Source organism: Microbacterium sp. NPDC077663, from assembly GCF_044542795.1.
GTDB lineage: Bacteria > Actinomycetota > Actinomycetes > Actinomycetales > Microbacteriaceae > Microbacterium.
In genome coordinates, this window is sequence record NZ_JBITVE010000002.1 from 188,816 (window position 1) to 208,039 (window position 19,224).

16 protein-coding genes are annotated in these 19,224 nt (G+C 70.8%); 9 read left to right on the plus strand and 7 right to left on the minus strand.

Annotated elements, in window-relative coordinates; translation table 11 throughout:
• Positions 1–5 precede the first annotated feature (5 nt).
• Entirely contained in the window at positions 6–1,022 is a 1,017-nt protein-coding gene (locus tag ACIGEP_RS08455) for a LacI family DNA-binding transcriptional regulator (protein WP_396661179.1), read from the minus strand.
• A 160-nt stretch (positions 1,023–1,182) separates the two neighbouring features.
• On the opposite strand from ACIGEP_RS08455, the gene ACIGEP_RS08460 reads away from it, so the two are divergent.
• From ACIGEP_RS08460 to ACIGEP_RS08470, 3 genes are all read left to right on the plus strand, one after another.
• Positions 1,183–2,502 carry an ABC transporter substrate-binding protein gene (locus ACIGEP_RS08460; protein ID WP_396661180.1) on the plus strand — a complete coding sequence of 440 codons (1,320 nt, stop codon included), beginning with the start codon at positions 1,183–1,185 and terminating at the stop codon, positions 2,500–2,502.
• An 85-nt stretch (positions 2,503–2,587) separates the two neighbouring features.
• A complete protein-coding gene (locus ACIGEP_RS08465; protein WP_396661181.1) occupies positions 2,588–3,469 on the plus strand; it encodes a carbohydrate ABC transporter permease in 882 nt (293 codons plus the stop codon).
• A gap of 10 nt (positions 3,470–3,479) precedes the next feature.
• A complete protein-coding gene (locus tag ACIGEP_RS08470) occupies positions 3,480–4,388 on the plus strand; it encodes a carbohydrate ABC transporter permease (protein ID WP_396661182.1) in 909 nt (302 codons plus the stop codon).
• A gap of 8 nt (positions 4,389–4,396) precedes the next feature.
• Here ACIGEP_RS08470 and ACIGEP_RS08475 read toward each other — a convergent pair whose 3' ends face one another.
• Entirely contained in the window at positions 4,397–5,227 is an 831-nt protein-coding gene (locus ACIGEP_RS08475; protein ID WP_396661183.1) for an NAD-dependent epimerase/dehydratase family protein, read from the minus strand.
• A gap of 125 nt (positions 5,228–5,352) precedes the next feature.
• Here ACIGEP_RS08475 and ACIGEP_RS08480 point away from each other — a divergent pair, with 125 nt between their 5' ends.
• The 6 genes from ACIGEP_RS08480 (at position 5,353) to ACIGEP_RS08505 (ending at position 13,432) form a co-directional block, all read left to right on the plus strand.
• Positions 5,353–7,962: a family 78 glycoside hydrolase catalytic domain gene (locus ACIGEP_RS08480; protein ID WP_396661184.1), complete on the plus strand. Its 2,610-nt coding sequence runs from the start codon at positions 5,353–5,355 to the stop codon at positions 7,960–7,962.
• Positions 7,959–8,621 carry an aspartate/glutamate racemase family protein gene (locus ACIGEP_RS08485; RefSeq protein ID WP_396661185.1) on the plus strand — a complete coding sequence of 221 codons (663 nt, stop codon included), beginning with the start codon at positions 7,959–7,961 and terminating at the stop codon, positions 8,619–8,621. Before ACIGEP_RS08480 ends, ACIGEP_RS08485 begins: the two co-directional genes overlap by 4 nt.
• Entirely contained in the window at positions 8,618–10,582 is a 1,965-nt protein-coding gene (locus ACIGEP_RS08490; RefSeq protein WP_396661186.1) for a glycoside hydrolase family 127 protein, read from the plus strand. The genes ACIGEP_RS08485 and ACIGEP_RS08490 overlap by 4 nt, the downstream gene beginning before the upstream one ends.
• Positions 10,579–11,832, plus strand: coding sequence for a RuBisCO large subunit C-terminal-like domain-containing protein (locus ACIGEP_RS08495; RefSeq protein WP_396661187.1), 1,254 nt, complete (start codon positions 10,579–10,581; stop codon positions 11,830–11,832). Before ACIGEP_RS08490 ends, ACIGEP_RS08495 begins: the two co-directional genes overlap by 4 nt.
• Complete coding sequence (locus ACIGEP_RS08500; protein WP_396661188.1) at positions 11,825–13,096, plus strand: four-carbon acid sugar kinase family protein; 1,272 nt, start codon at positions 11,825–11,827, stop codon at positions 13,094–13,096. Before ACIGEP_RS08495 ends, ACIGEP_RS08500 begins: the two co-directional genes overlap by 8 nt.
• A gap of 192 nt (positions 13,097–13,288) precedes the next feature.
• Positions 13,289–13,432 carry a hypothetical protein gene (locus ACIGEP_RS08505; RefSeq protein WP_396661189.1) on the plus strand — a complete coding sequence of 48 codons (144 nt, stop codon included), beginning with the start codon at positions 13,289–13,291 and terminating at the stop codon, positions 13,430–13,432.
• A 112-nt stretch (positions 13,433–13,544) separates the two neighbouring features.
• Here the strand turns inward: ACIGEP_RS08505 and ACIGEP_RS08510 are convergent, their stop codons facing one another.
• The 5 genes from ACIGEP_RS08510 to ddaH are packed head-to-tail and all read right to left on the minus strand — an operon-like array spanning position 13,545 to position 19,131.
• Positions 13,545–14,390 carry a transglutaminase N-terminal domain-containing protein gene (locus ACIGEP_RS08510; protein WP_396661190.1) on the minus strand — a complete coding sequence of 282 codons (846 nt, stop codon included), beginning with the start codon at positions 14,388–14,390 and terminating at the stop codon, positions 13,545–13,547.
• A complete protein-coding gene (locus tag ACIGEP_RS08515; RefSeq protein ID WP_396661191.1) occupies positions 14,387–15,319 on the minus strand; it encodes an alpha-E domain-containing protein in 933 nt (310 codons plus the stop codon). The genes ACIGEP_RS08510 and ACIGEP_RS08515 overlap by 4 nt, the downstream gene beginning before the upstream one ends.
• The gene (locus tag ACIGEP_RS08520; protein WP_396661192.1) at positions 15,313–16,998 is read right to left on the minus strand and encodes a circularly permuted type 2 ATP-grasp protein; all 1,686 of its coding nucleotides are present in this window, start codon (positions 16,996–16,998) and stop codon (positions 15,313–15,315) included. The genes ACIGEP_RS08515 and ACIGEP_RS08520 overlap by 7 nt, the downstream gene beginning before the upstream one ends.
• A 49-nt stretch (positions 16,999–17,047) precedes the next feature.
• Positions 17,048–18,268, minus strand: coding sequence for an ornithine--oxo-acid transaminase (gene rocD, locus ACIGEP_RS08525; RefSeq protein ID WP_396661193.1), 1,221 nt, complete (start codon positions 18,266–18,268; stop codon positions 17,048–17,050).
• Positions 18,265–19,131: a dimethylargininase gene (gene ddaH, locus ACIGEP_RS08530; protein WP_396661194.1), complete on the minus strand. Its 867-nt coding sequence runs from the start codon at positions 19,129–19,131 to the stop codon at positions 18,265–18,267. The genes rocD and ddaH overlap by 4 nt, the downstream gene beginning before the upstream one ends.
• Positions 19,132–19,224: the final 93 nt, after the last annotated feature.

The following is a 19,224-nucleotide window of genomic DNA, read 5'->3' on the forward strand; positions in this document are numbered from 1 at the left end:
GCGTCTCAGCCGACGCCGAAGCCCGTCGTGCTCGCCCGGACGACGAGTTCGGGGTCGAACATCCGGTGCGGTTCGGCGATCTCGCGGCGTTCGATGGCGTCGAAGAGCAGGTCGACGACGGCGACACCGAACCCCTCGTGCCGGCCGCGGACGCTCGAGAGCGGGATGAGGGATGCCTCGGCGAACTCGTTGTCGTCGTACCCGACGATCGCGACCTCGCGCGGCACGGTCACGCCGGCGAGCACGAGCTGCTGCATGATGCCGATGGCGAGCAGGTCGTTGACGGCGAAGATGCCGTCGGGACGCTCGGATGCCGGGCGGGCGGCGAGGGCGCGTCCGACCTCGATCCCGCCCTGGACGGTGCGGTCGGGCTGATCGATGACCTCGAGGGTGGCCGGTCCCGACGACCGCACTTCGGCGCTCGCCCCGCTCAGCCGATCGGCGACCTGGGGGATCCCGACGGGCCCGCCGACGAACGCCACACGGCGGCAGCCGACCTCCAGCAGGTGGCGCATCGCCTGGCGTCCGCCCGACACGTCGTCGAGCGACACCGACGCCTGCTCATCGGTGTGCGCGCGCTGCCCGACGAGGACGGAGGGCGTGCCGCGACGACGCAGCTGCGCCAGGCGGTCCTCGATCGGCAGATGCGACGAGACGAGCATGCCCTTGACACGGTGCTGCTCGAAGACGGCGAGGTACGCGTCCTCGCGCTCGCGGCTGCGGTGCGAGTTCGCGAGGAAGACGGTCACCCCGCGCTCGTCGGCACGCCGCTCGACGCGCTCGGCGATGCCGGCGAAGTACGGATTGCTGACGTCCGGGGCCAGATATCCGATCACCTGGCTCGTGCCGAGTCGGAGCTGGCGGCCGGCGTTGCTGGGGACGAACCCGAGGGTCTCGATGGCCGATCGGATGCGCTCGGCCTTGTCGCTCGAGACCCGATCGGGATGGTTGAGGTAGTTCGACACCGTGCCGACGGCGACCTCCGCCAGGACCGCAACGTCGCGGATGCCCACTCTGGCCATGCGTCGACTCCTTGTCTTGCGCAGGCCGTCAGACTATCCCACCCGTTACGTCTTTGTGACGTTTCAAGTTTGCCCGAAGGCTATTGACGGCGCGGTGCGTGCGTCCTAACATCACTTTTGAAACGTCTCAAAGCTGAGGCGACATTTTCAAGGAGGAAAAGTGTTCACAGCAGAACGTCGCCGTCTCCGCGGGCCGGTCGTCGGCACCGCCGCATTGATCGGTGCGAGCGTCCTGGTCCTGGCCGGTTGCTCGGGCGGCGGCGGGCAGGGCGGCGAAGCCGAGGCCCCCTCGTCCCTCGAGTTCCTGAAGAACGCGGAGAACACCACGACCCAGCCCGTCCTCGACGCGCTCGCCGCAGGTTCGTGCGAAGCCGAGAACGAGGCCATGCCGCTCGAGGTCAACTCGATCCCGCAGGCCGAGCTCGACGCACAGGTGCAGCTGCTCGCCACGCAGGACGGCCTGCCCCCGATGTTCTCCGCCGGCGGCAACCCGGCCGAAGGTGCGAAGCTCGCCGACGCCGGCTACCTCGTCGACTTCGACGAGGCGCTCGAGGAGCTCGGCGTCCGCGACAAGGTCGCCGAAGGTGCCGTCTCGACCATCAAGAAGCTCTACGGCGGCAAGTTCAGCTTCCTGCCGTTCCAGTACAACATCGAGGGCATCTTCTACAACAAGACCGTGTTCGAGGAGAACGGCTGGGAGGTCCCCGAGACGTGGGACGACCTCCTGACGGTCGCCGGCGAGGCGCAGGATGCCGGGCTCACCGCGTTCGCCGCCTCCGGCGAGCAGGGCTGGCCCCTCACGCGCCTGGTCAGCGGATACCTCTTCCGCTCGCTCGGACCCGACGCGCTGCAGAAGGTCGCCGACGGCGACGCGAAGCTCACCGACCCCGAGTACGTCGAAGCCGCACAGGCCATCGCCGACCTCGGTGAGGCCGGCTACTTCGGCGACAACGTGGCCTCGCTCGACTACGACGCCGCCTCGAACGAGTTCCTCACCGGCAACGCCGCGATGATCTACATGGGCAGCTGGCTGCTCGGCAACATCAACGCCGAGGGCAACGCGATCGGCGCCGAGAACGTCGGGTTCTTCAAGTTCCCCGCCGTCGACGGCGGCGCGGGCTCGATCGACGAGTACCCGTCCAACGTGGGCCTCCCGGCGACCTTCAACGCCGCGACGTACTCGGCCGACAACGGCGTGGGCGACTGGCTCGCCTGCATCGTCGACAACTACGGCACCGAAGCACTCGCCCAGGGCCAGATCACGGGCTTCATCTCCGACGAGGAAGCCGATCTGCCCGAGATCTCGCAGACGGTCGCCGACGAGATCGCCGGTGCGACCGACAGTGTGCTCTGGTTCGAGGCGCTGTTCAACGCGAAGGCGAGCAGCATCTCGTCGACCAACGCCGCTCTGCTGGTGACCGGCCAGCTGTCCGCGGAGGAGTTCATGAAGCTCGTCCAGGACGCGCTCGACGCGGGCTGACCCCGACCTCGGCCCGGGATGCCCGTCGCGGCATCCCGGGCCGATCCTCGCCCGCCCGCCCGAACCGCACCCGAAAGGCCGCCTCATGAAGTCCGTCCTCGGCGACCGCAAGGCGATCGTCCTCCTGCTCGCCCCCGCCCTGCTCGTCTACACGCTGATCATGATCGTGCCGGTGGCGTGGTCGTTCGGCCTCACCTTCTTCACGGGAAGCGTCCTCGGCGGCTTCGAGTTCAACGGTGTCGAGAATTTCACGCGACTGGCCGGCGATCCCTACATCTGGGACGCCTTCTGGTTCACGGTCCGCTACGCGCTCGTGACGACGCTGCTGCAGGTCGTCATCGGCTACGGGCTCGCGCTGCTGTACCAGTACGTCCTGCGGCGGTCGTCGGTGATCGTGCGCACCCTCGTCTTCTTCCCCGTCGTCCTGCCGACGGTGGCCATCGGCATCCTGTACCAGAAGCTCTTCCAGTCCGCCCCGAACGACGGTCTCGCCAACGAGCTCCTCGTCAACGTCGGACTCTCCTCGGTCGACTGGCTCGGCACCGGCGACTCGGCGTTCTACGTCGTCGTCATCATGGACGTCTGGCGCTCGGTCGGCTTCTACGGCGTCCTCGTGTTCTCGGGGCTGCTCGACATCCCGGACGACATCATCGAGTCGGCGCGTCTCGACGGCGCGCAGCGGTTCGGCCTCTTCCGCCACATCATCCTGCCGATGTCGCTGCCGATCCTCTTCGCCTCGTTCATCTTCAGCATCAACGGCACGATCAAGGTGTTCGACTCGGTCTTCGCCCTCACCGGCGGCGGTCCCGGCAATCAGACGACGCCGCTGACGCTGTACATGTACCGGACCGCGTTCCAGTACAGCGATTTCGGCTACGGCTCGACGATCGCCCTCCTGCTGACGATCATGTGCCTGCTCGTCACCCTCGCCATCTTCCGCTCGTCGCGTCGCGACAACACCGTCTGAGGAGCACGCGATGACCTCCACCCTCGAGACGACCGCCGTCCACACGTCACGGGCCTTCGTTCCCCCGCACCGCTCCACCGGGGCGAACGCACTCCGGCTGCTGGGGAAGATCCCCGTGGTCCTGACGACCACGTTCCTCATCGTGGTGACGGCCTATCCGCTCTTCTGGATGTTCATCAACTCGCTGAAATCCAACAGCGACTTCCTGAACAATCCGTCGTACACCTTCCCGGAGGAGTGGCGCTGGGACAACTACGCGAACGCGTGGGAGACGGGCAACCTGTCGACCACGGTGCTCAACTCCGTGATCGTGACGGTCCCCTCGCTCGTGTTCATCGTGCTGCTCGGGACGGCGGCCGGCTTCGCGCTCGAGGTGCTCGTGTTCCGGGGCCGCGGAGGCATCCTGCTGCTGTTCCTCGCCGGCATCATGATCCCCGGGCAGATGATCATCCTGCCGCTGTTCAACACGTTCTACGAGCTCGGTGTGAACGGCTCGCACCTGCCGATGATCCTCATCTACATCGCCAGCGGCCTGCCGCTCACCGTGTTCATGATGGCGACCTACTTCCGAGCGATCCCGCGTGAGATCTTCGAGGCCGCGACGATCGACGGCGCGTCGATGATCCGCGCGTTCTTCTCGATCGGCTTCCCGATGATGCGGAACGCCATCCTCACGGTGGCGATCGTGCAGTTCTTCCTCATCTGGAACGACCTGCTCATCGCGCTCGTCTTCGGCGGCAAGCGCAGCCTCAACACCATCCAGGTCGGGCTGCTCAACTTCTCGGGCGAGTACGGCGCGATCAACTACGGTCCGCTTTTCGCCGCGATCTGCCTGACCGTCTTCGGCATCCTGTTCCTGTACCTCTTCCTGAACCAGCGCATCATGAAGGGCCTCGCGGCCGGCGCTGTGAAGGGGTGAGGCCGGTGTCAGCGCCAGTCGTAGCGGGCGCGGAAGCCGAGACGATCCCGGATGCGGCGCGTCGAGAGCAAGGACTCGAACTCGCCCAGGTCGTCGGCGACCGGCGTGCCGGGGAACCATCGCTCGGCCACCTCTCGCGACGGCGCCGCAGTGCCCGAGGTGGGGGCGGCGACGTTGTAGACCTCGAAGCCGGGCTGCGCGGCGCCGAGCGCGAGCACGACCGCCTCGGCGCCGTCGCGGGCGTCGACCCACGAACCGACGAGGTCGCGACGGTAGTCGGGTTCGGCGGCGCGCATGAACGTGTCATACGCCTCGGGGGCGACCACGTTGGTGAAGCGGAGCGCGGTGATCGAGAGGTCGTCGCGCCAGCCGACCAGCTGTGCCGCCATGGCCTCCTCGACCACCTTCCCGAGTCCGTAGGTGGTGTGCGCGCTCGTGTACCCCTCGTCGACGGGCAGCCGGGGCGGCGCCACATCGAACGGGAATCCGGCGGCCGTGATGCTCGAGGCCAGCACGATCGTCCGGATGCCGGCGCGGTGGGCGGCGAACAGCACGTGCGAGCTGACGAGGACGTTGTTCTCGAACGTGGCGACGTCCGGCACGAGGCCGTTCACCGGGATCGCCGCCAGGTGGACGACCGCATCCACCCCGTCGTGACGCGCGGTGACACCGAGCAGCGCATCGAGGGTCTGCCCGTAGTCGCGCAGATCCACGCGCGTGAAGCCGGCGCCGGCGGGGCCGGTGAGATCGAAGCCGATGACCTCGTGGCCGTCCTGGACGAGACGGGCGACGACGGCGCGCCCGAGCGTGCCGTTACTGCCGGTGACGGCGATCTTCATGACGGGGCCTCCGGTGTCTGCGCGTCGGTGCGCACGGGATTGAAACGTCACAATCCTAGGACTCGCATGCTCTCCCTCACAACGACCCCACCATCTGAAACGTTTCGAACCATCAGGAGCACGCTATGACGCCGACCGTCTCGGCCCCCCGTTTCGAGCACCATCGGGAGCCCCTCGGCATCGGGGAACGCACCCCCCGGATCTCGTGGACCCTGACGCACGCCCCGGCGGAGTGGGTGCAGGACGCCGCGCGGATCGACATCGACCGCGACGGCGCCGTGCAGACGCACGAGCTCGCCGGCCCCGAGCAGGTCCTCGTGGCGTGGCCGGGCGGGCCGTTGCGGTCCCGCGAGATCGTCCACGTGCGCGTGAGCGTGCGCGGCCGGGACGGCCGGTGGAGCGACCCCGGGCCGTGGACGACCGCCGAAGCGGGCCTCCTCGAGCCCGCCGACTGGCGGGCCGGCCCCGTCGGCGCGATGTGGAACGAGAACCCGCTCACCGACACCCGTCGACCCTCGCTCGTGCGGCGCGGGTTCGTCGCCCGCGACGGACTCGTCCGCGCCCGGCTCTACGCGACCGCCCACGGCCTGTACGAGGCGGAGATCAACGGGCAGCGGGTCGGCGACGACGTGCTCTCGCCCGGCTGGACCGTGTACCGCGAGCGCCTGCGCTACTACACGTACGACGTGACCGCCCTCCTCGCTCCGGGTGAGAACGCCGTCGGGGCCTGGCTCGGCGACGGCTGGTACCGCGGCCGATTGGGGTGGCGCGGCGGGTTCCGCAACCTCTCCGGCGACGACCTCTCCTTCCTCGCGCAGCTCGAGCTCGTCTACGACGACGGATCGACCGACGTGATCGCGACCGACACCACGTGGCGTGCGGCGCGGAGCCCCATCCTCACCTCGGGGCTCTACGACGGCGAGACCCACGACGCACGGCAGGAGTGGGCCGGCTGGTCCAGCCCCGGATTCGACGACTCCGGCTGGGAGCGCGTCCAGGTGCGCCGCCGCGATCCCGCCACGCTCGTCGCTCCGACCGCTCCTCCGGTCCGCGTGGTCGAGGACGTCGCGCCCGTGGCGGTGCTGACATCGCCGTCGGGCCGCCGCATCCTGGACTTCGGTCAGAACCTCGTCGGCGTGGTGCGTCTGCGGGGGACGGGCGCCGAAGGCGACACGGTGACCTTCCGGACGGCCGAGGTCCTGCAGGACGGCGAGCTGTACACCCGACCCCTGCGCGACGCGCTCTCGACCGATCGCTACGTCTTCGCGGGGCGACCCGGCGGCGAGCAGTGGCAGCCGCGATTCACGTTCCACGGCTTCCGCTACGTCGAGGTCGAGGGGTGGCCCGGCGACCTCGATGCCGACAGCGCCGCCGGTGCCTTCACCGCGCGGGTCCTCCACACCGACCTCGAGCGCACCGGCTGGTTCGACTCGTCCGACCCCCAGCTCGACCAGCTGCACCGCAACATCGTGTGGGGCATGCGGGGCAACTTCGTCGACGTGCCCACCGACTGCCCGCAGCGCGACGAGCGGCTCGGCTGGACGGGCGACATCCAGGTGTTCGCGCCGACGGCATCCTTCCTCTTCGACTGCTCGGGCATGCTCACGGGGTGGCTGCGCGACCTCGCCGCCGAACAGCTGCCGGACGGCACCGTGCCCTGGTTCGTGCCCGTGATCCCGGCCGACTCGATGTGGACGCCGCAGCGCCCCGGTGCCGCATGGGGGGATGCCGCGACGGTCGTCCCCTGGACGCTCTACGAGCGCTTCGGCGACACCGGAGTCGTGCGCGACCAGTACGCGAGCGCCCGCGCCTGGGTCGACCTCGTGGCCGACCTCGCCGGACCCACACGCCTGTGGGAATCCGACTACCAGCTCGGCGACTGGCTCGACCCGGCGGCGCCACCGGAAGACCCGGCGGACGCCCGCACCGATCGCCACCTCGTCTCCACCGCGTACTTCGCCCGGTCGACTCGCCTGGTCGCACGGATGGCGGCGGTGCTCGACGACGCCGCCGATGCGGCCTGCTACGACGCACTCGCCGACGAGGTCACCGCGGCGTTCCAGGCGGCCTACGTCCTGCCGGACGGGCGGATGACCTCGGATGCGCAGACCGCCTACGCGCTCGCGCTGCAGTTCGACCTGCTGCCCGACGGTCTCCGCTCGCCCGCTGCCGAGCGTCTCGCCGACCTGGTCGCCCAGGAGGGCAACCGCATCGGCACGGGCTTCGTCGGAACCCCGCTCGTCACCGACGCGCTCAGCGCGAACGGGCGTCTCGACACCGCGTACGACCTCGTCCTCGAACGCGAGTGCCCGTCCTGGCTGTACCAGGTGGGGATGGGGGCGACCACTGTGTGGGAGCGCTGGGACTCGATGCTCCCCGACGGCACGGTCAACCCCGGCTCGATGACCTCGTTCAATCACTACGCGCTCGGCGCGGTCGCGGACTGGATGCACCGGGTCGTCGCCGGTCTCGCGCCGGAGGATGCCGGGTACCGCCGCATCCGCTTCGCGCCGCGTCCCGGCGGGGGTCTCACCTCGGCCCGCGCACGGCATCTCACGCCGTTCGGCGAGGCGTCCATCGCCTGGTCGATCGAGGGCACTGAGCTGCGCGTCGAGGTCGAGGTGCCCGTGGGCGCCACGGCCGTGCTCGACCTGCCGGGCGCGGCACCCGAGGACCTCGGCCACGGCCGATTCGAGCGGACCGTCGCCGCGGCGCCGTCGGCGGTGACGGCATGACCAGGGTCGCACTGCTGCACACCGGCGCCGTCGTCATCGGGCCCATCGCGTCGGCCGTCCGCGACGCGCTGCCCGACGCGACCGTCGTGAACTACCTGGACGACCGGATCGTCGCCGACCTCGGTGACGAGCGCCGTGCCGCCTCGGTGCCGGAGCGGGTGGCGGACCTCGTCCGCGCGGCCCGCCGCGGCGGCGCCGACGTGGTGATGCTCACCTGCTCGTCGATCTCGGCCCTGGCGGGGGCCGCAGCCGAGGCCGTCGGCATCCCCGTCCTGCGCATCGACGAGGCGATGGCCGACGACGCGGTCGCCTATCGGCGGATCGCCGTCGTGGCCACCCTTCCGACGACCCTTCGCCCCACGGTGGCCCTCCTCCGCGAGCGCGCCGAGCGGGCCGGAGCGGTCGTCGAGATCGAGGAACGCCTCGTCGTGGGGGCGTTCGACGCCGTCGTCTCGGGCGACCGCGACCGTCACGACGCGCTGGTCGTCGCAGAGATCGAACGCGTCGCACCCGGGAGCGACGTCGTCGTGCTTGCCCAGGCCTCGATGGCCTCGGCCGCCGAGGCCGCCGCGGTCGACGTGCGCGTGCTCTCGAGCGTCGCCCCCGGCGTCGCGCGGCTCGCGCAGCACGTCTCCGAGCAGGAAGGACGCGACGGATGACCGTGCTCACCGCGCTCGACGCGGGCGGCGCCCGCTGGGCGAGCGGCTTCTGGGGCGCCGTCGGCGAGCGCACGCGGAGCGTAACCGTGCCCGACATGTGGCAGGCGCTGAGCGACCCGTCGGTCAGCCCGGCCGTGCGGAACTTCCGCATCGCCGCGGGGCTCGAGGAGGGCCGGCACGAAGGACCGCCGTTCATGGACGGCGACTTCTACAAGTGGCTCGAGGCGGCCGTCGCGCAGCTCGAGACGCATCCCGACCCCGATCTCGCGCGGACTATCGACGAGATGGCGCATCTGATCGCGAGCGTGCAGCGCGAGGACGGCTACCTCCACACCGCGACCCTCATCGCAGCGCGCAACCAGGAGGCCGCCACCGCGCTCGCCGACCGCTTCCACTTCGAGACCTACAACCTGGGGCACCTCATCACCGTCGGCGTGCGCCACTTCGAGGTGACGGGGTCCCGCCTCCTGCTCGACGTCGCCCGACGAGCAGCCGGGTTCCTCGAGAGGCTCGCGACCGAGGAGCCCCTCGACCTCGCGCGGAGCGCGATCTGCCCGTCGCACTACATGGCCGTGCTGGAGCTGTACCGGGCGACCGGCGAACGGCGCTACCTCGCATTGGCGGAGTCGTTCGTCCGCGTGCGCGATGCGTTCGAGGAAGGCGGCGACGACAACCAGGACCGTCTGCCGGTGCTCGACCAAGCGGTCGTCGCCGGGCATGCCGTGCGCGCCAACTACCTCTACGCCGGACTGGCGGACCTCGTCGCCGAGACGGCGGACGCCGCGCTGCAACGGGTGCTCGAGCGCCTGTGGGACGACGTCGTCGACACGAAGCTGTACCTCACTGGAGGATGCGGCGCGCTGTATGACGGGGCCTCCCCCGACGGCCACCCCTGGCAGGAGGACATCAGCCGCATCCATCAGGCCTACGGCCGCGCCTATCAACTGCCGCACACGACGGCACACGCCGAATCGTGCGCGAACATCGGCATGATCCTGTGGAGCGAGCGGATGCTGGCGCTCACCGGCGAGGCGAAGTACGCCGACGTCATCGAGCAGATCGCGGTCAACGCCCTGCTCGCCGGAATCTCGCTCAACGGGCGCGAGTACTTCTACACGAACGCCCTCCGCCAGGTGCGGGACCTCCCGTTCGAGCTCCGACGCCCGGGCGACACCGGCCTGCACCCCGTGCCGGCCCCGCCGGCCTCGGACGAGCGGCTGCGGGAACGCTACCTCAGCTGCTTCTGCTGCCCACCGAACACCGCCCGCACCCTCTCGCGGTTCCACGAGCGCGCCGCATCGGTCGGCGACGACGGACTGCACATCCATCAGTACGGCGGCAGCGATCTGCGCGTCACCCGCCCCGACGGCGGCACGCTCGCGCTCCGGGAGACGAGCGACTACCCCTGGGACGGACGCATCGTCTTCACCGTGACCGAGGTGGCCGGGGGCGGCGTGCCGGTGCACCTGCGGATCCCCGGCTGGTCGGCGGGCGCGACCCTCACCGTGAACGGGCGGTCGGTCGCGGCATCCGCCCCCGGCACCTACACGCCGATCGAGCACGCGTGGTCGATCGGGGACGAGATCGTCCTCGACCTGCCGATGCCGGTCCGGATGCTGCGGGGTCACCGCCTCGTCGAGGAGACCACCGGACAGGTCGCACTCCGGCGCGGCCCGGTGGTGTACTGCCTCGAGAGCGCCGACCTTCCCGCGGGCGTCCTGCTCGAGCAGGCCGCGATCCGGCGCGGAGCGGAGGTCCGCCCGGTGCAAACCGAGATCGCAGGGGCTGAGCTCATCGCCCTGGAGACCGAGCTCGTCGTGCTCCCGGCCTCCGCCGAGACGCTCTACGACGAGCTCCCGACGGACGCCATCGGGGCGGCATCCGCCCGGCTCGTCCCCTACTTCGCGTGGGGCAACCGCGGCGCAGGCGAGATGTCGGTCTGGCTGCCGGTGGTGTGGTGAGCGAGCGGGTGATCGCGACCTACGCGATCGAGACGTCGCTGCCGCTCGAGCGGGCGGCCGAGATCCTCGCCGGCGAGCAGTCCACCGGCACGTTCGTGCGCGTGGCCCGCGAGACCGACGATGTGCGTGCGCGTTTCGCCGCGCAGGTGGAGAGCCTCACCGAGGTCGCCCGGGGCGACGCCGCCCCGCTCCCGGGCACGGTCGGCGATCCGGCCGAGCGGCGCCGCGCGGTGCTGCGGCTGAGCTTCCCGCTCGACAACTTCGGACCCTCGATCCCCAACATGCAGGCGGCCGTGGCGGGCAACCTCTTCGAGATCAAGGAGCTCGCGGCCGTCAAGCTCCTCGACCTCGACCTGCCGGCCGCGTTCGGCGAGCGCTACGGCGGCCCCCGCTTCGGCGTCTCGGGTACGCGAGAACTCACGGGGCGCCCCACGGGTGCTCTCATCGGCACGATCGTGAAGCCCAGCATCGGCCTGTCGCCCGAGGAACTCGCCACCGTGGTGGACGAGCTCGTGACCGCCGGCGTCGACTTCATCAAGGACGACGAACTGCAGGGCAACGGCCCGCACTCGCCGCTCGCCGATCGCGTCGCCGCGGTGATGCCGGTGCTGCACCGGCACGCCGACCGCACCGGGCGCATGCCGATGTACGCGTTTAACATCACCGACGACATCGACCTGCTCGAGGCAAACCACGACCTGGTCGTCGCGGCGGGCGGCACGTGCGTCATGGCGTGCATCAACATGGTCGGGCTCGCGGGACTCGCTCACCTCGCGCGACGGGCGACCGTGCCGATCCATGGGCATCGCGCCATGTTCGGGGCGATCAGCCGGTCGGATCAGCTGGGGTTCGCGTTCCGGGCATGGCAGAAGCTGGCCCGGCTGAGCGGGGCGGACCACCTGCACACGAACGGCATCGCGAACAAGTTCTACGAGTCCGACGACCAGGTGCTGGCCGCGATCGCCGACGTCCGAAGTCCGATCGTCGGCATCGGCGAGACCCTTCCGGTGCTGTCGTCGGGCCAGTGGGCGGGCCTCGCCCATGCGACGCGCGCCGCGGTCGGTACGGACGACCTGCTCGTGCTGGCGGGCGGCGGCATCCACGGTCACCCGGACGGGTCCGCCGGCGGTGTCGCGAGCATGCGCGACGCGTGGGATTCCGCCGAGCGCGGTGAGACGGTGGCGCAGGCGATGGCGACCAGCCCGGCCCTGCGCCGGGCGGTGGAGCTGTTCGGGGCGCCGCGTGGCTGAGCCGCAGGGCGCGCCACGGGCGACTCTCGCGTACTACGGCGACGACGTCACCGGCAGCGTCGACGTGCTGCTGCAGTTCTCGCACCGGGGCCGGACCGGACGCCTGTTCGTGGGCGTGCCCGATCCGGCCGATCTGCGCCGGGCCGCCGCCGAGGTCGACGTCGTCGGCATCGCCGGGATCGCCCGCTCCCTGCCGACGGAGCACTTGGATGCCGAGGTCCGCCCCGCGCTGACGGCGCTCCGCGACGCGGGCGCACCGCTGGTGCAGTACAAGGCGTGCTCGACTGTGGACTCCTCGCCCGACACCGGCAGTCTCGGCCGGGTGCTCGAGATCGCGCGCGAGGTCTTCGGGACGGCGACCGTGCCCCTGCTGTTCGCCCAACCCGACTTCGGGCGCTACACGGCCTTCGGCCATCACTTCGCCGCGGAGGGCGGCACGGTGCACCGACTCGACCGGCAGCCGACGATGTCGACGCACCCCTCGACGCCCATGGACGAGTCCGACATCTCGCGCCATCTCTCCCGCCAGACCGACCTGGCGATCGGGTCGCTGCCGCTGACCTCCCTCACGTCATCCGACCGAGTCGCCGCGGAGCTGAGGGACGCCGACGCGGCGGCGGTCGTCCTCGACACCCTCTCGGACGACCACCTCGCCCTCATCGGCGGTGCTCTCACGTCCCCCGGCGAGGCGCCGCGGTTCGTCCTCGGATCGGGGGGACTCAGCCGCGCCGTCGCCCTCGCACTCCCCGATGCTCCCTCGGTCGACGCGGTGCGCCCGGCTGCCGGCGGTCCGGTGCTCGTCGTCTCGGGCAGCCGATCCCGCGCGACGCGTCGCCAGTTCGACGCCGCCGCCGACGCGGGGTGGACGGTCGGCGGGTTCGATCTCGTCGCGCCCGACGCCGATCCCGCGATCGCCGCGCTCCGCGCCGGCCGGAGCGTCGCCGTCACGGGCGACGCCGCCGTCGCGCCCGCCGACGAGGACCCGCTCCCCGCCATCGCTCGAGCCGCCGCGCACGTCGTCCTCGGAGCCGTTCGCGCGGGCGCGACACGGCGCGTCGTCGTGTGCGGCGGCGACACGTCCAGCCGAGTGGTGGCCCTCCTCGGCATCCGCTCGGTCTCGCTCGTCGCCGCCCTGGGAGGCAACGTCGTCCTCCTGCGCGCCGACTCCGACGACACCGACATCGACGGGATCGAGCTTCTGCTCAAAGGCGGCCAGGTCGGGGCGGACGACCTGTTCGAGCGCGTACGTCTCGCCGGCGGCTGATCAGCAGGCGTCGCCGCGGCGGACAGGCGTACGCGGATGCAACAGATCGCACGCGACACCCCGACATCCGCCCGCGTCTCACCGCGTGTCGCGGCGGATCCCTTGCAATCGCGCACACCACCCCGCCGCACCACCCGCACGGCCTGTCAAGGGGGGCGGATGCCGCGCCGCACCGCGCGTAGCGTCGCGACCATGAGCGACCCCCGCGAGCACGAGACACCCGACCAGGACGACCCGACCGGTGGCGACGAGCGCACCGAGGAACAGCTCGGCGCCGACAACGCCGTCGAGGAGGACACCCTCAAGGCACTCGACCCGGACAACTCCCCCGCCTGAGCGGGGCCCCGCCCGACGACCCGCGAGAAACGGCATCCGGGCCGGGACACGCGTGCGCGCCCCGTGTCCCGTCCGCATCGGCGTTTCTCGCCGAAAGCGCGCGCGAATGCCGTCAGGCTTCGCGCGTGATCAGCACCCGGACGTCGAGCCGGCTCTTGAACGGACCTGCATAGACCCCGCGCAGCGGTGGAACGTCGTTGTAGTCCCGCCCGCGCCCCACCGTCACGTGACGGTCGCCGATCTCGGCGTCGTTCGTGGGGTCGAAGCCGTGCCACGACCCGGCGTACCACTCGATCCAGGCGTGCGACTCCCCCACGACCGCCACTCCCACCTCGGCGGTGGGGTTGGGGTGCAGGTAGCCCGAGACGTACCGCGCGGGGATGCCGACCGAGCGCAGCGCACCGAGAGCGATGTGGGCCATGTCCTGGCAGACGCCCTTGCGCACGATCCAGGCCTCCGCCCCGGTCGACTGCACCTCGGTCGCGCCGGGCACGTACTCGACGGCCTCGCCGATCGCGGTCGCGATCGCGAGCGCCGCGTGCGACGGGTTCTCGTGCTGGGCGGCGATGGCCGACGCGAGCGCGGCCACTTCGGGGTGGGGGTCGGTCCGGCTCGTCTGCGACAGCATCTCGACCGTCGCGATCGAGCGCTGCGCGTCGCGCGCGAGCGCCTCCCACGAGATGTCCGGATGGGTGAGCGGCCGGGCGCGCACTTCGACGAGCGAGCGTGCCGTGATGGCGAGCGCCGAGTGCTTCGCGAGCACGTCGAAGGCCGCGACCCGGGTGCCGAAGTAGTCGACGTAGTAGTTCACGTTCGTCGAGGGATCGATGTCGAGCTGCGAGCTGAGCACGAACTGGCTGTCGCTCGTCGTCGGCAGCATCCGCGCCTCGTTGTACGACGCTCCGACCTCGCCCGGATAGTCGAAGCCCGTCGTGTGCTCGATGCGCAGACGCTTCATGAGGTCTCTCCGATCCAGCTGGGTTCCGCCTGGGTGGGGAAGAAGCGCGCCCGGATGGCTTCGGATGCCTCACGGGTGACCGACTGCACGCTCTGCATGTGCACGGGCAGCTCGGCGAGGACTTCCTCGATCGGCCGGTATTCGAGCTCGTTGCGGATGCGTCCGAGTGCCCGCGACACGGAGTTCGAGTGCCCCACCCGGTCGGCGACGGGGTCGATCGCACTCATGCACTGCTCGGCGGTCCGGATCGAGTGGATGATCGACCGGGGGAACAGCCGGTCGAGCAGCAGGAACTCGGCCGCGTTCTGAGAGCTCGGCATCCCCCGGTAGGTCCGCAGGTACGCCTCGTAGGCGCCGCACGAGCGCAGGATGGTCGTCCAGGACGGACCGGATGCCTCGGTCAGCGACCGCGTCGCCAGCATCCGCGCCGTCATGTCGGTGCGCTCGATCGCGCGTCCGAGGGTGAAGAACTGCCAGGCCTCGTCGTGGCTCGCGGAGTTGTCGGTGACGCCGACGGCGAGCGCGGCGCGCTCACGGACCCACTGGAAGAACTCGTGCGTCTTCTCGTCGTTGAGGCGGCGCGGCATCCGCGAATAGGTCGTGTTGAGGGTCTCCCAGAGCTCGGTGGAGACGATCTCACGGGCGCGCCGCGCGTTCTCACGCGCTGCCTGCAGCGAGTAGGCGATGGACGACGGGTTGGTGCGGTCGACCGCCAGGTGCGTGAGCACGTCGCCCCGGGTGACGACCTCGGCGCCGGCGGGGGGTGTCGTGCCCATGACCCCCATGAGCGATCGGCACGCGGTGTCCTCGTCGATCCACGGGTCTTCGAGCAGGAGCTGCAGGTGGACGTCGAGGATGCGGGCGGTGCCGTCCGAGCGCTCGATGTACCGCCCGATCCAGAACAGGCTCTCAGCGATGCGGCTCAGCATGCGCCCTCGCCTCCCGTCGTGTCGCGTCCCTGCTGCTGCTGTTCCTGCTGCTCGGCCGTGGTCCGCGGGCGGTCCTGCGGCGAATGGGCGGGCTCTTCCTGCGCGTCGTAGATGATCGGGATGGCGGAGGTCGCCGTGGCCTGCTCGGCGACGAGACCGGCGAGCGACGGGGACTGCCCGTACTCGCCGCGGTTCGGTGCGTCGCCGCCGACGATCCAGGTGTCCTTCGAGCCGCCGCCCTGGCTGGAGTTGACGACGAGCTGCCCCTCGGGGAGGGCGACCCGCGTGAGGCCGCCGGGCAGCACCCACACCTCGTCGCCGTTGTTGACGGCGAAGGGACGCAGGTCCGCGTGGCGCGGCCGCATCCCGTCGTCGACCAGGGTCGGGATCGTCGAGAGCATCACGACCGGCTGCGCGATCCAGCCGCGCGGGTCGGCGAGCAGCTTCGTGCGCAGGGCGTCGAGCTCGGCGGGGCTCGCGTCGGGGCCGACGACCAGGCCCTTCCCGCCCGAGCCGTCGACGGGCTTCACGACGAGCTCGTCGAGTCGGTCGAGCACCTCTTCGAGGGCGCCCGGGTCCTCGAGCCGCCACGTGTCGACGTTCTTGAGGATAGGTTCCTCGGCGAGGTAGTACCGGATGAGGTCGGGGACGTACGTATAGAGCAGCTTGTCGTCGGCGACGCCGTTGCCGACCGCGTTGGCGATCGTGACGTTGCCGAGGCGTGCGGCCAGCATGAGCCCGGGGGCGCCGAGCATCGAGTCGGCACGGAACTGCAGCGGGTCGAGGAAGTCGTCGTCGACGCGACGGTAGATGACGTCGACCCGGCGGGGACCGCGCGTCGTGCGCATGAACACCTTGCCGCCCTGGCAGACGAGGTCGCGGCCCTCGACGAGCTCGACACCCATGAGTCGCGCGAGCAGCGTGTGCTCGAAGTAGGCGGAGTTGTAGACGCCCGGGGTGAGGACGACCACGTTCGGGTCGTCGACTCCCGGGGGCGCGGAATTGCGCAGCGCCTGCAGCAGCTTGTTCGGGTAGTCGCCGACGGGACGCACCCGCATCGAGACGAAGAGCTCGGGCAGGGTCTGCGCCATGACGCGACGGTTGGAGATGACGTAGCTCACGCCCGACGGGACGCGGACGTTGTCCTCGAGGACGCGCATCTCGCCGTGCTCGTCTCGGATGAGGTCGATACCGGCGACCTGGATGCGGACGCCGTTGGCCGAGCGGATGCCCGCGGCCTGACGGTAGAAGTACTGCGACGACGCGATCAGCTTCGCCGGCAGCACCCCGTCGCGGACGACGTGCTGGTGACCGTACGCATCGTCGAGGAACGCCTCGAGGGCGCGGACGCGTTGCTGCACGCCCTTCTCGACACGCGACCACTCGTCGTAGGCGATGACCCGGGGGACCGCGTCGAGCGGGAACGGCCGTTCCTCGCCCGCGAAGTCGAACGTGACGCCCTGCGCGAGGTACGAGCTCGCGAGCGATTCGGTGCGTCCGCGCAGTTCCTCCTGCGTCATCTGCGCCAGCGCCTGATAGAGCTCACGGTATGTCGAGCGGGACTGCGCGGCCTCGCCCGGATGCGCCACCTCCGCGAACATCTCGTCGAACGCGGGGACGCCGGAGGGCGTCTTGCGCGGCGCCAGTGTGGAGCCGTATCCGTCGAAGAGGTCACCCATGCGATGAGCCTAATCGGGGCGGTGTTGCCGGAGTGTTTCGCCCCGCGGGTCAGTCCGCGAGGGCGAGGCGCAGCTGCTCTACGGCCCAGTCGATCTCGGTGGCGCGGATGACGAGGGGCGGCGCCATCCGGATGGTCTGGCCGTGCGTGTCCTTGACGAGGACCCCCCGCGCGAGCAGGCGCTCGGCGACCTCGCGGCCGGTGCCGACGGCCGGGTCGATGTCGACGCCCGCCCAGAGGCCCGCCACCCGGATGGCCGTGACACCCGCCCCGAGGAGCGGCTCGAGCCGCGAACGCAAGTGGTCGCCGAGCGACAGCGCGCGCCGCTGCAGGTCGCCGGTCGCAAGCAGATCGACGACCGCGTGGCCGACCGCCGCCGCGAGCGGGTTGCCGCCGAAGGTGGAGCCGTGCTCTCCGGGGTGGATGACGCCCAGCACGTCACGGTCGCCGACGACGGCCGAGACCGGCAGGATGCCGCCGCCGAGGGCCTTGCCGAGCAGATAGAGATCGGGGACGACCCCGTCGCGCTCGCACGCGAAGGTCGTCCCGACGCGACCGAGGCCGGACTGGATCTCATCCGCGATGAGCAGCACGTTCGCCGCCGTGCAGGCCTCGCGGACGGCGCGGAGATAGCCGTCCGGCGGAATCACGACGCCGGCCTCGCCCTGGATCGGTTCGATCAGCACGGCGGCGGTGTTCTCGTCGATCGCGGCGACCAGGGCCGCGGCATCCCCGTACGGCACGATCTCGAAGCCGGGCGCGAACGGGCCGAATCCGTCCCGCGCCTGCGGGTCGTCGCTGAACCCCACGATCGTGGTCGTCCGACCGTGGAAGTTGCCGGCGGCGACGATGATCTTCGCGGCGCCCTCGGGCACACCCTTCACGCGGTAGGCCCAGGCCCGGGCGACCTTGATGCCGGTCTCGACCGCTTCGGCACCCGTGTTCATCGGCAGGACCATGTCCTTGCCGGCCAGCTCGGCGAGCGCGTCGGCGAAGGCCCCGAGCCGGTCGTTGTGGAACGCACGGCTGGTGAGGGTGAGGCGGCCGAGCTGCTCGGTCGCGGCGGCGACGAGGGCGGGATGCCGGTGCCCGAAGTTGAGGGCCGAGTACGCCGACAGCAGGTCGAGGTAGCGCCGTCCCTCCACGTCGGTGACCCACGATCCGTCGCCCTCGGCGACCACCACGGGAAGCGGGTGGTAGTTATGCGCGACGTGCGCCTCTTCGGCGGCGATGAGATCCGCGGTCGGGGCCTCGGGACGGACGTCGGTCATCGCGCACCTCCGCGCAGTTCGAGCGTGCAGCACTTGATGCCGCCGCCGCCGAGCAGCAGCTCGGACAGGTCGATGGGGACGGGGATGTAGCCCCGCTCGGTGAGCTGCGCGGCGAAGCCGGTCGCTCGCGGTGAGACGAAGACGTGCCGCCCGTCACTGGCCGCGTTCAGCCCGAAGACGGCACCGTCGGCATCCGACACGTGGATGGCGTCGGAGTAGCGCTCGGCCAGCACCCGCTGCGACGCGTCGTCGAAGGCGGACGGCAGGTAGGCGATGTTCGCCCGGTCGACGCCCTGGGCGCCCTCGACGGGGTCGAGCACGGTGATCGCGGTGTCGAGGTGGTAGAACCGCGGGTCGATGAGACGCAGCGAGACGACCTCTCGCCCGAAGACCTCGGCGAGCTCGCGGTGGCTGTCGCCGACCGAGCGGAACCCGGTGCCGGCGAGGATCGTGTCGCCGACCAGCAGGAAGTCGCCCTCGCCCTCCTGCACCTCGACGGGCTCGACGACCTCGAAGCCGTGAGCGGCGAACCACTCCATGAAGGGCCGCTCCTCGCCGCGGCGCTCATCCACCCGGAAGCGGACGCCGAGTGCGCGCCCGTCGACGATGAATCCGCCGTTCGCGGTGTAGACCATGTCGGGCAGGCCCGGCACCGGATCGATGAGCTCCACCTCGTGGCCGAGGGCGATGTACGCGTCGTACAGGTCCTGCCACTGGCGGACGGCCTTCGCCGTGTCGGTGGGGTGGGCCGGCTCCATCCACGGGTTGATGCTGTACGACACCGTGAAGTGGTCGGGCCGGCACATCAGGTATCGACGCTGCTGGGCGATCCGCGTGGGCGCCGTCTCGTTCTGCGTCGTCATTCTCGCTCCTCGTTCCCGGGGCGGCGGACGCTGTCCAGAGGCCCGACGGAGCTTGCAGAAGCCGACGAATCGGGCACGCCGGCATCCATCATG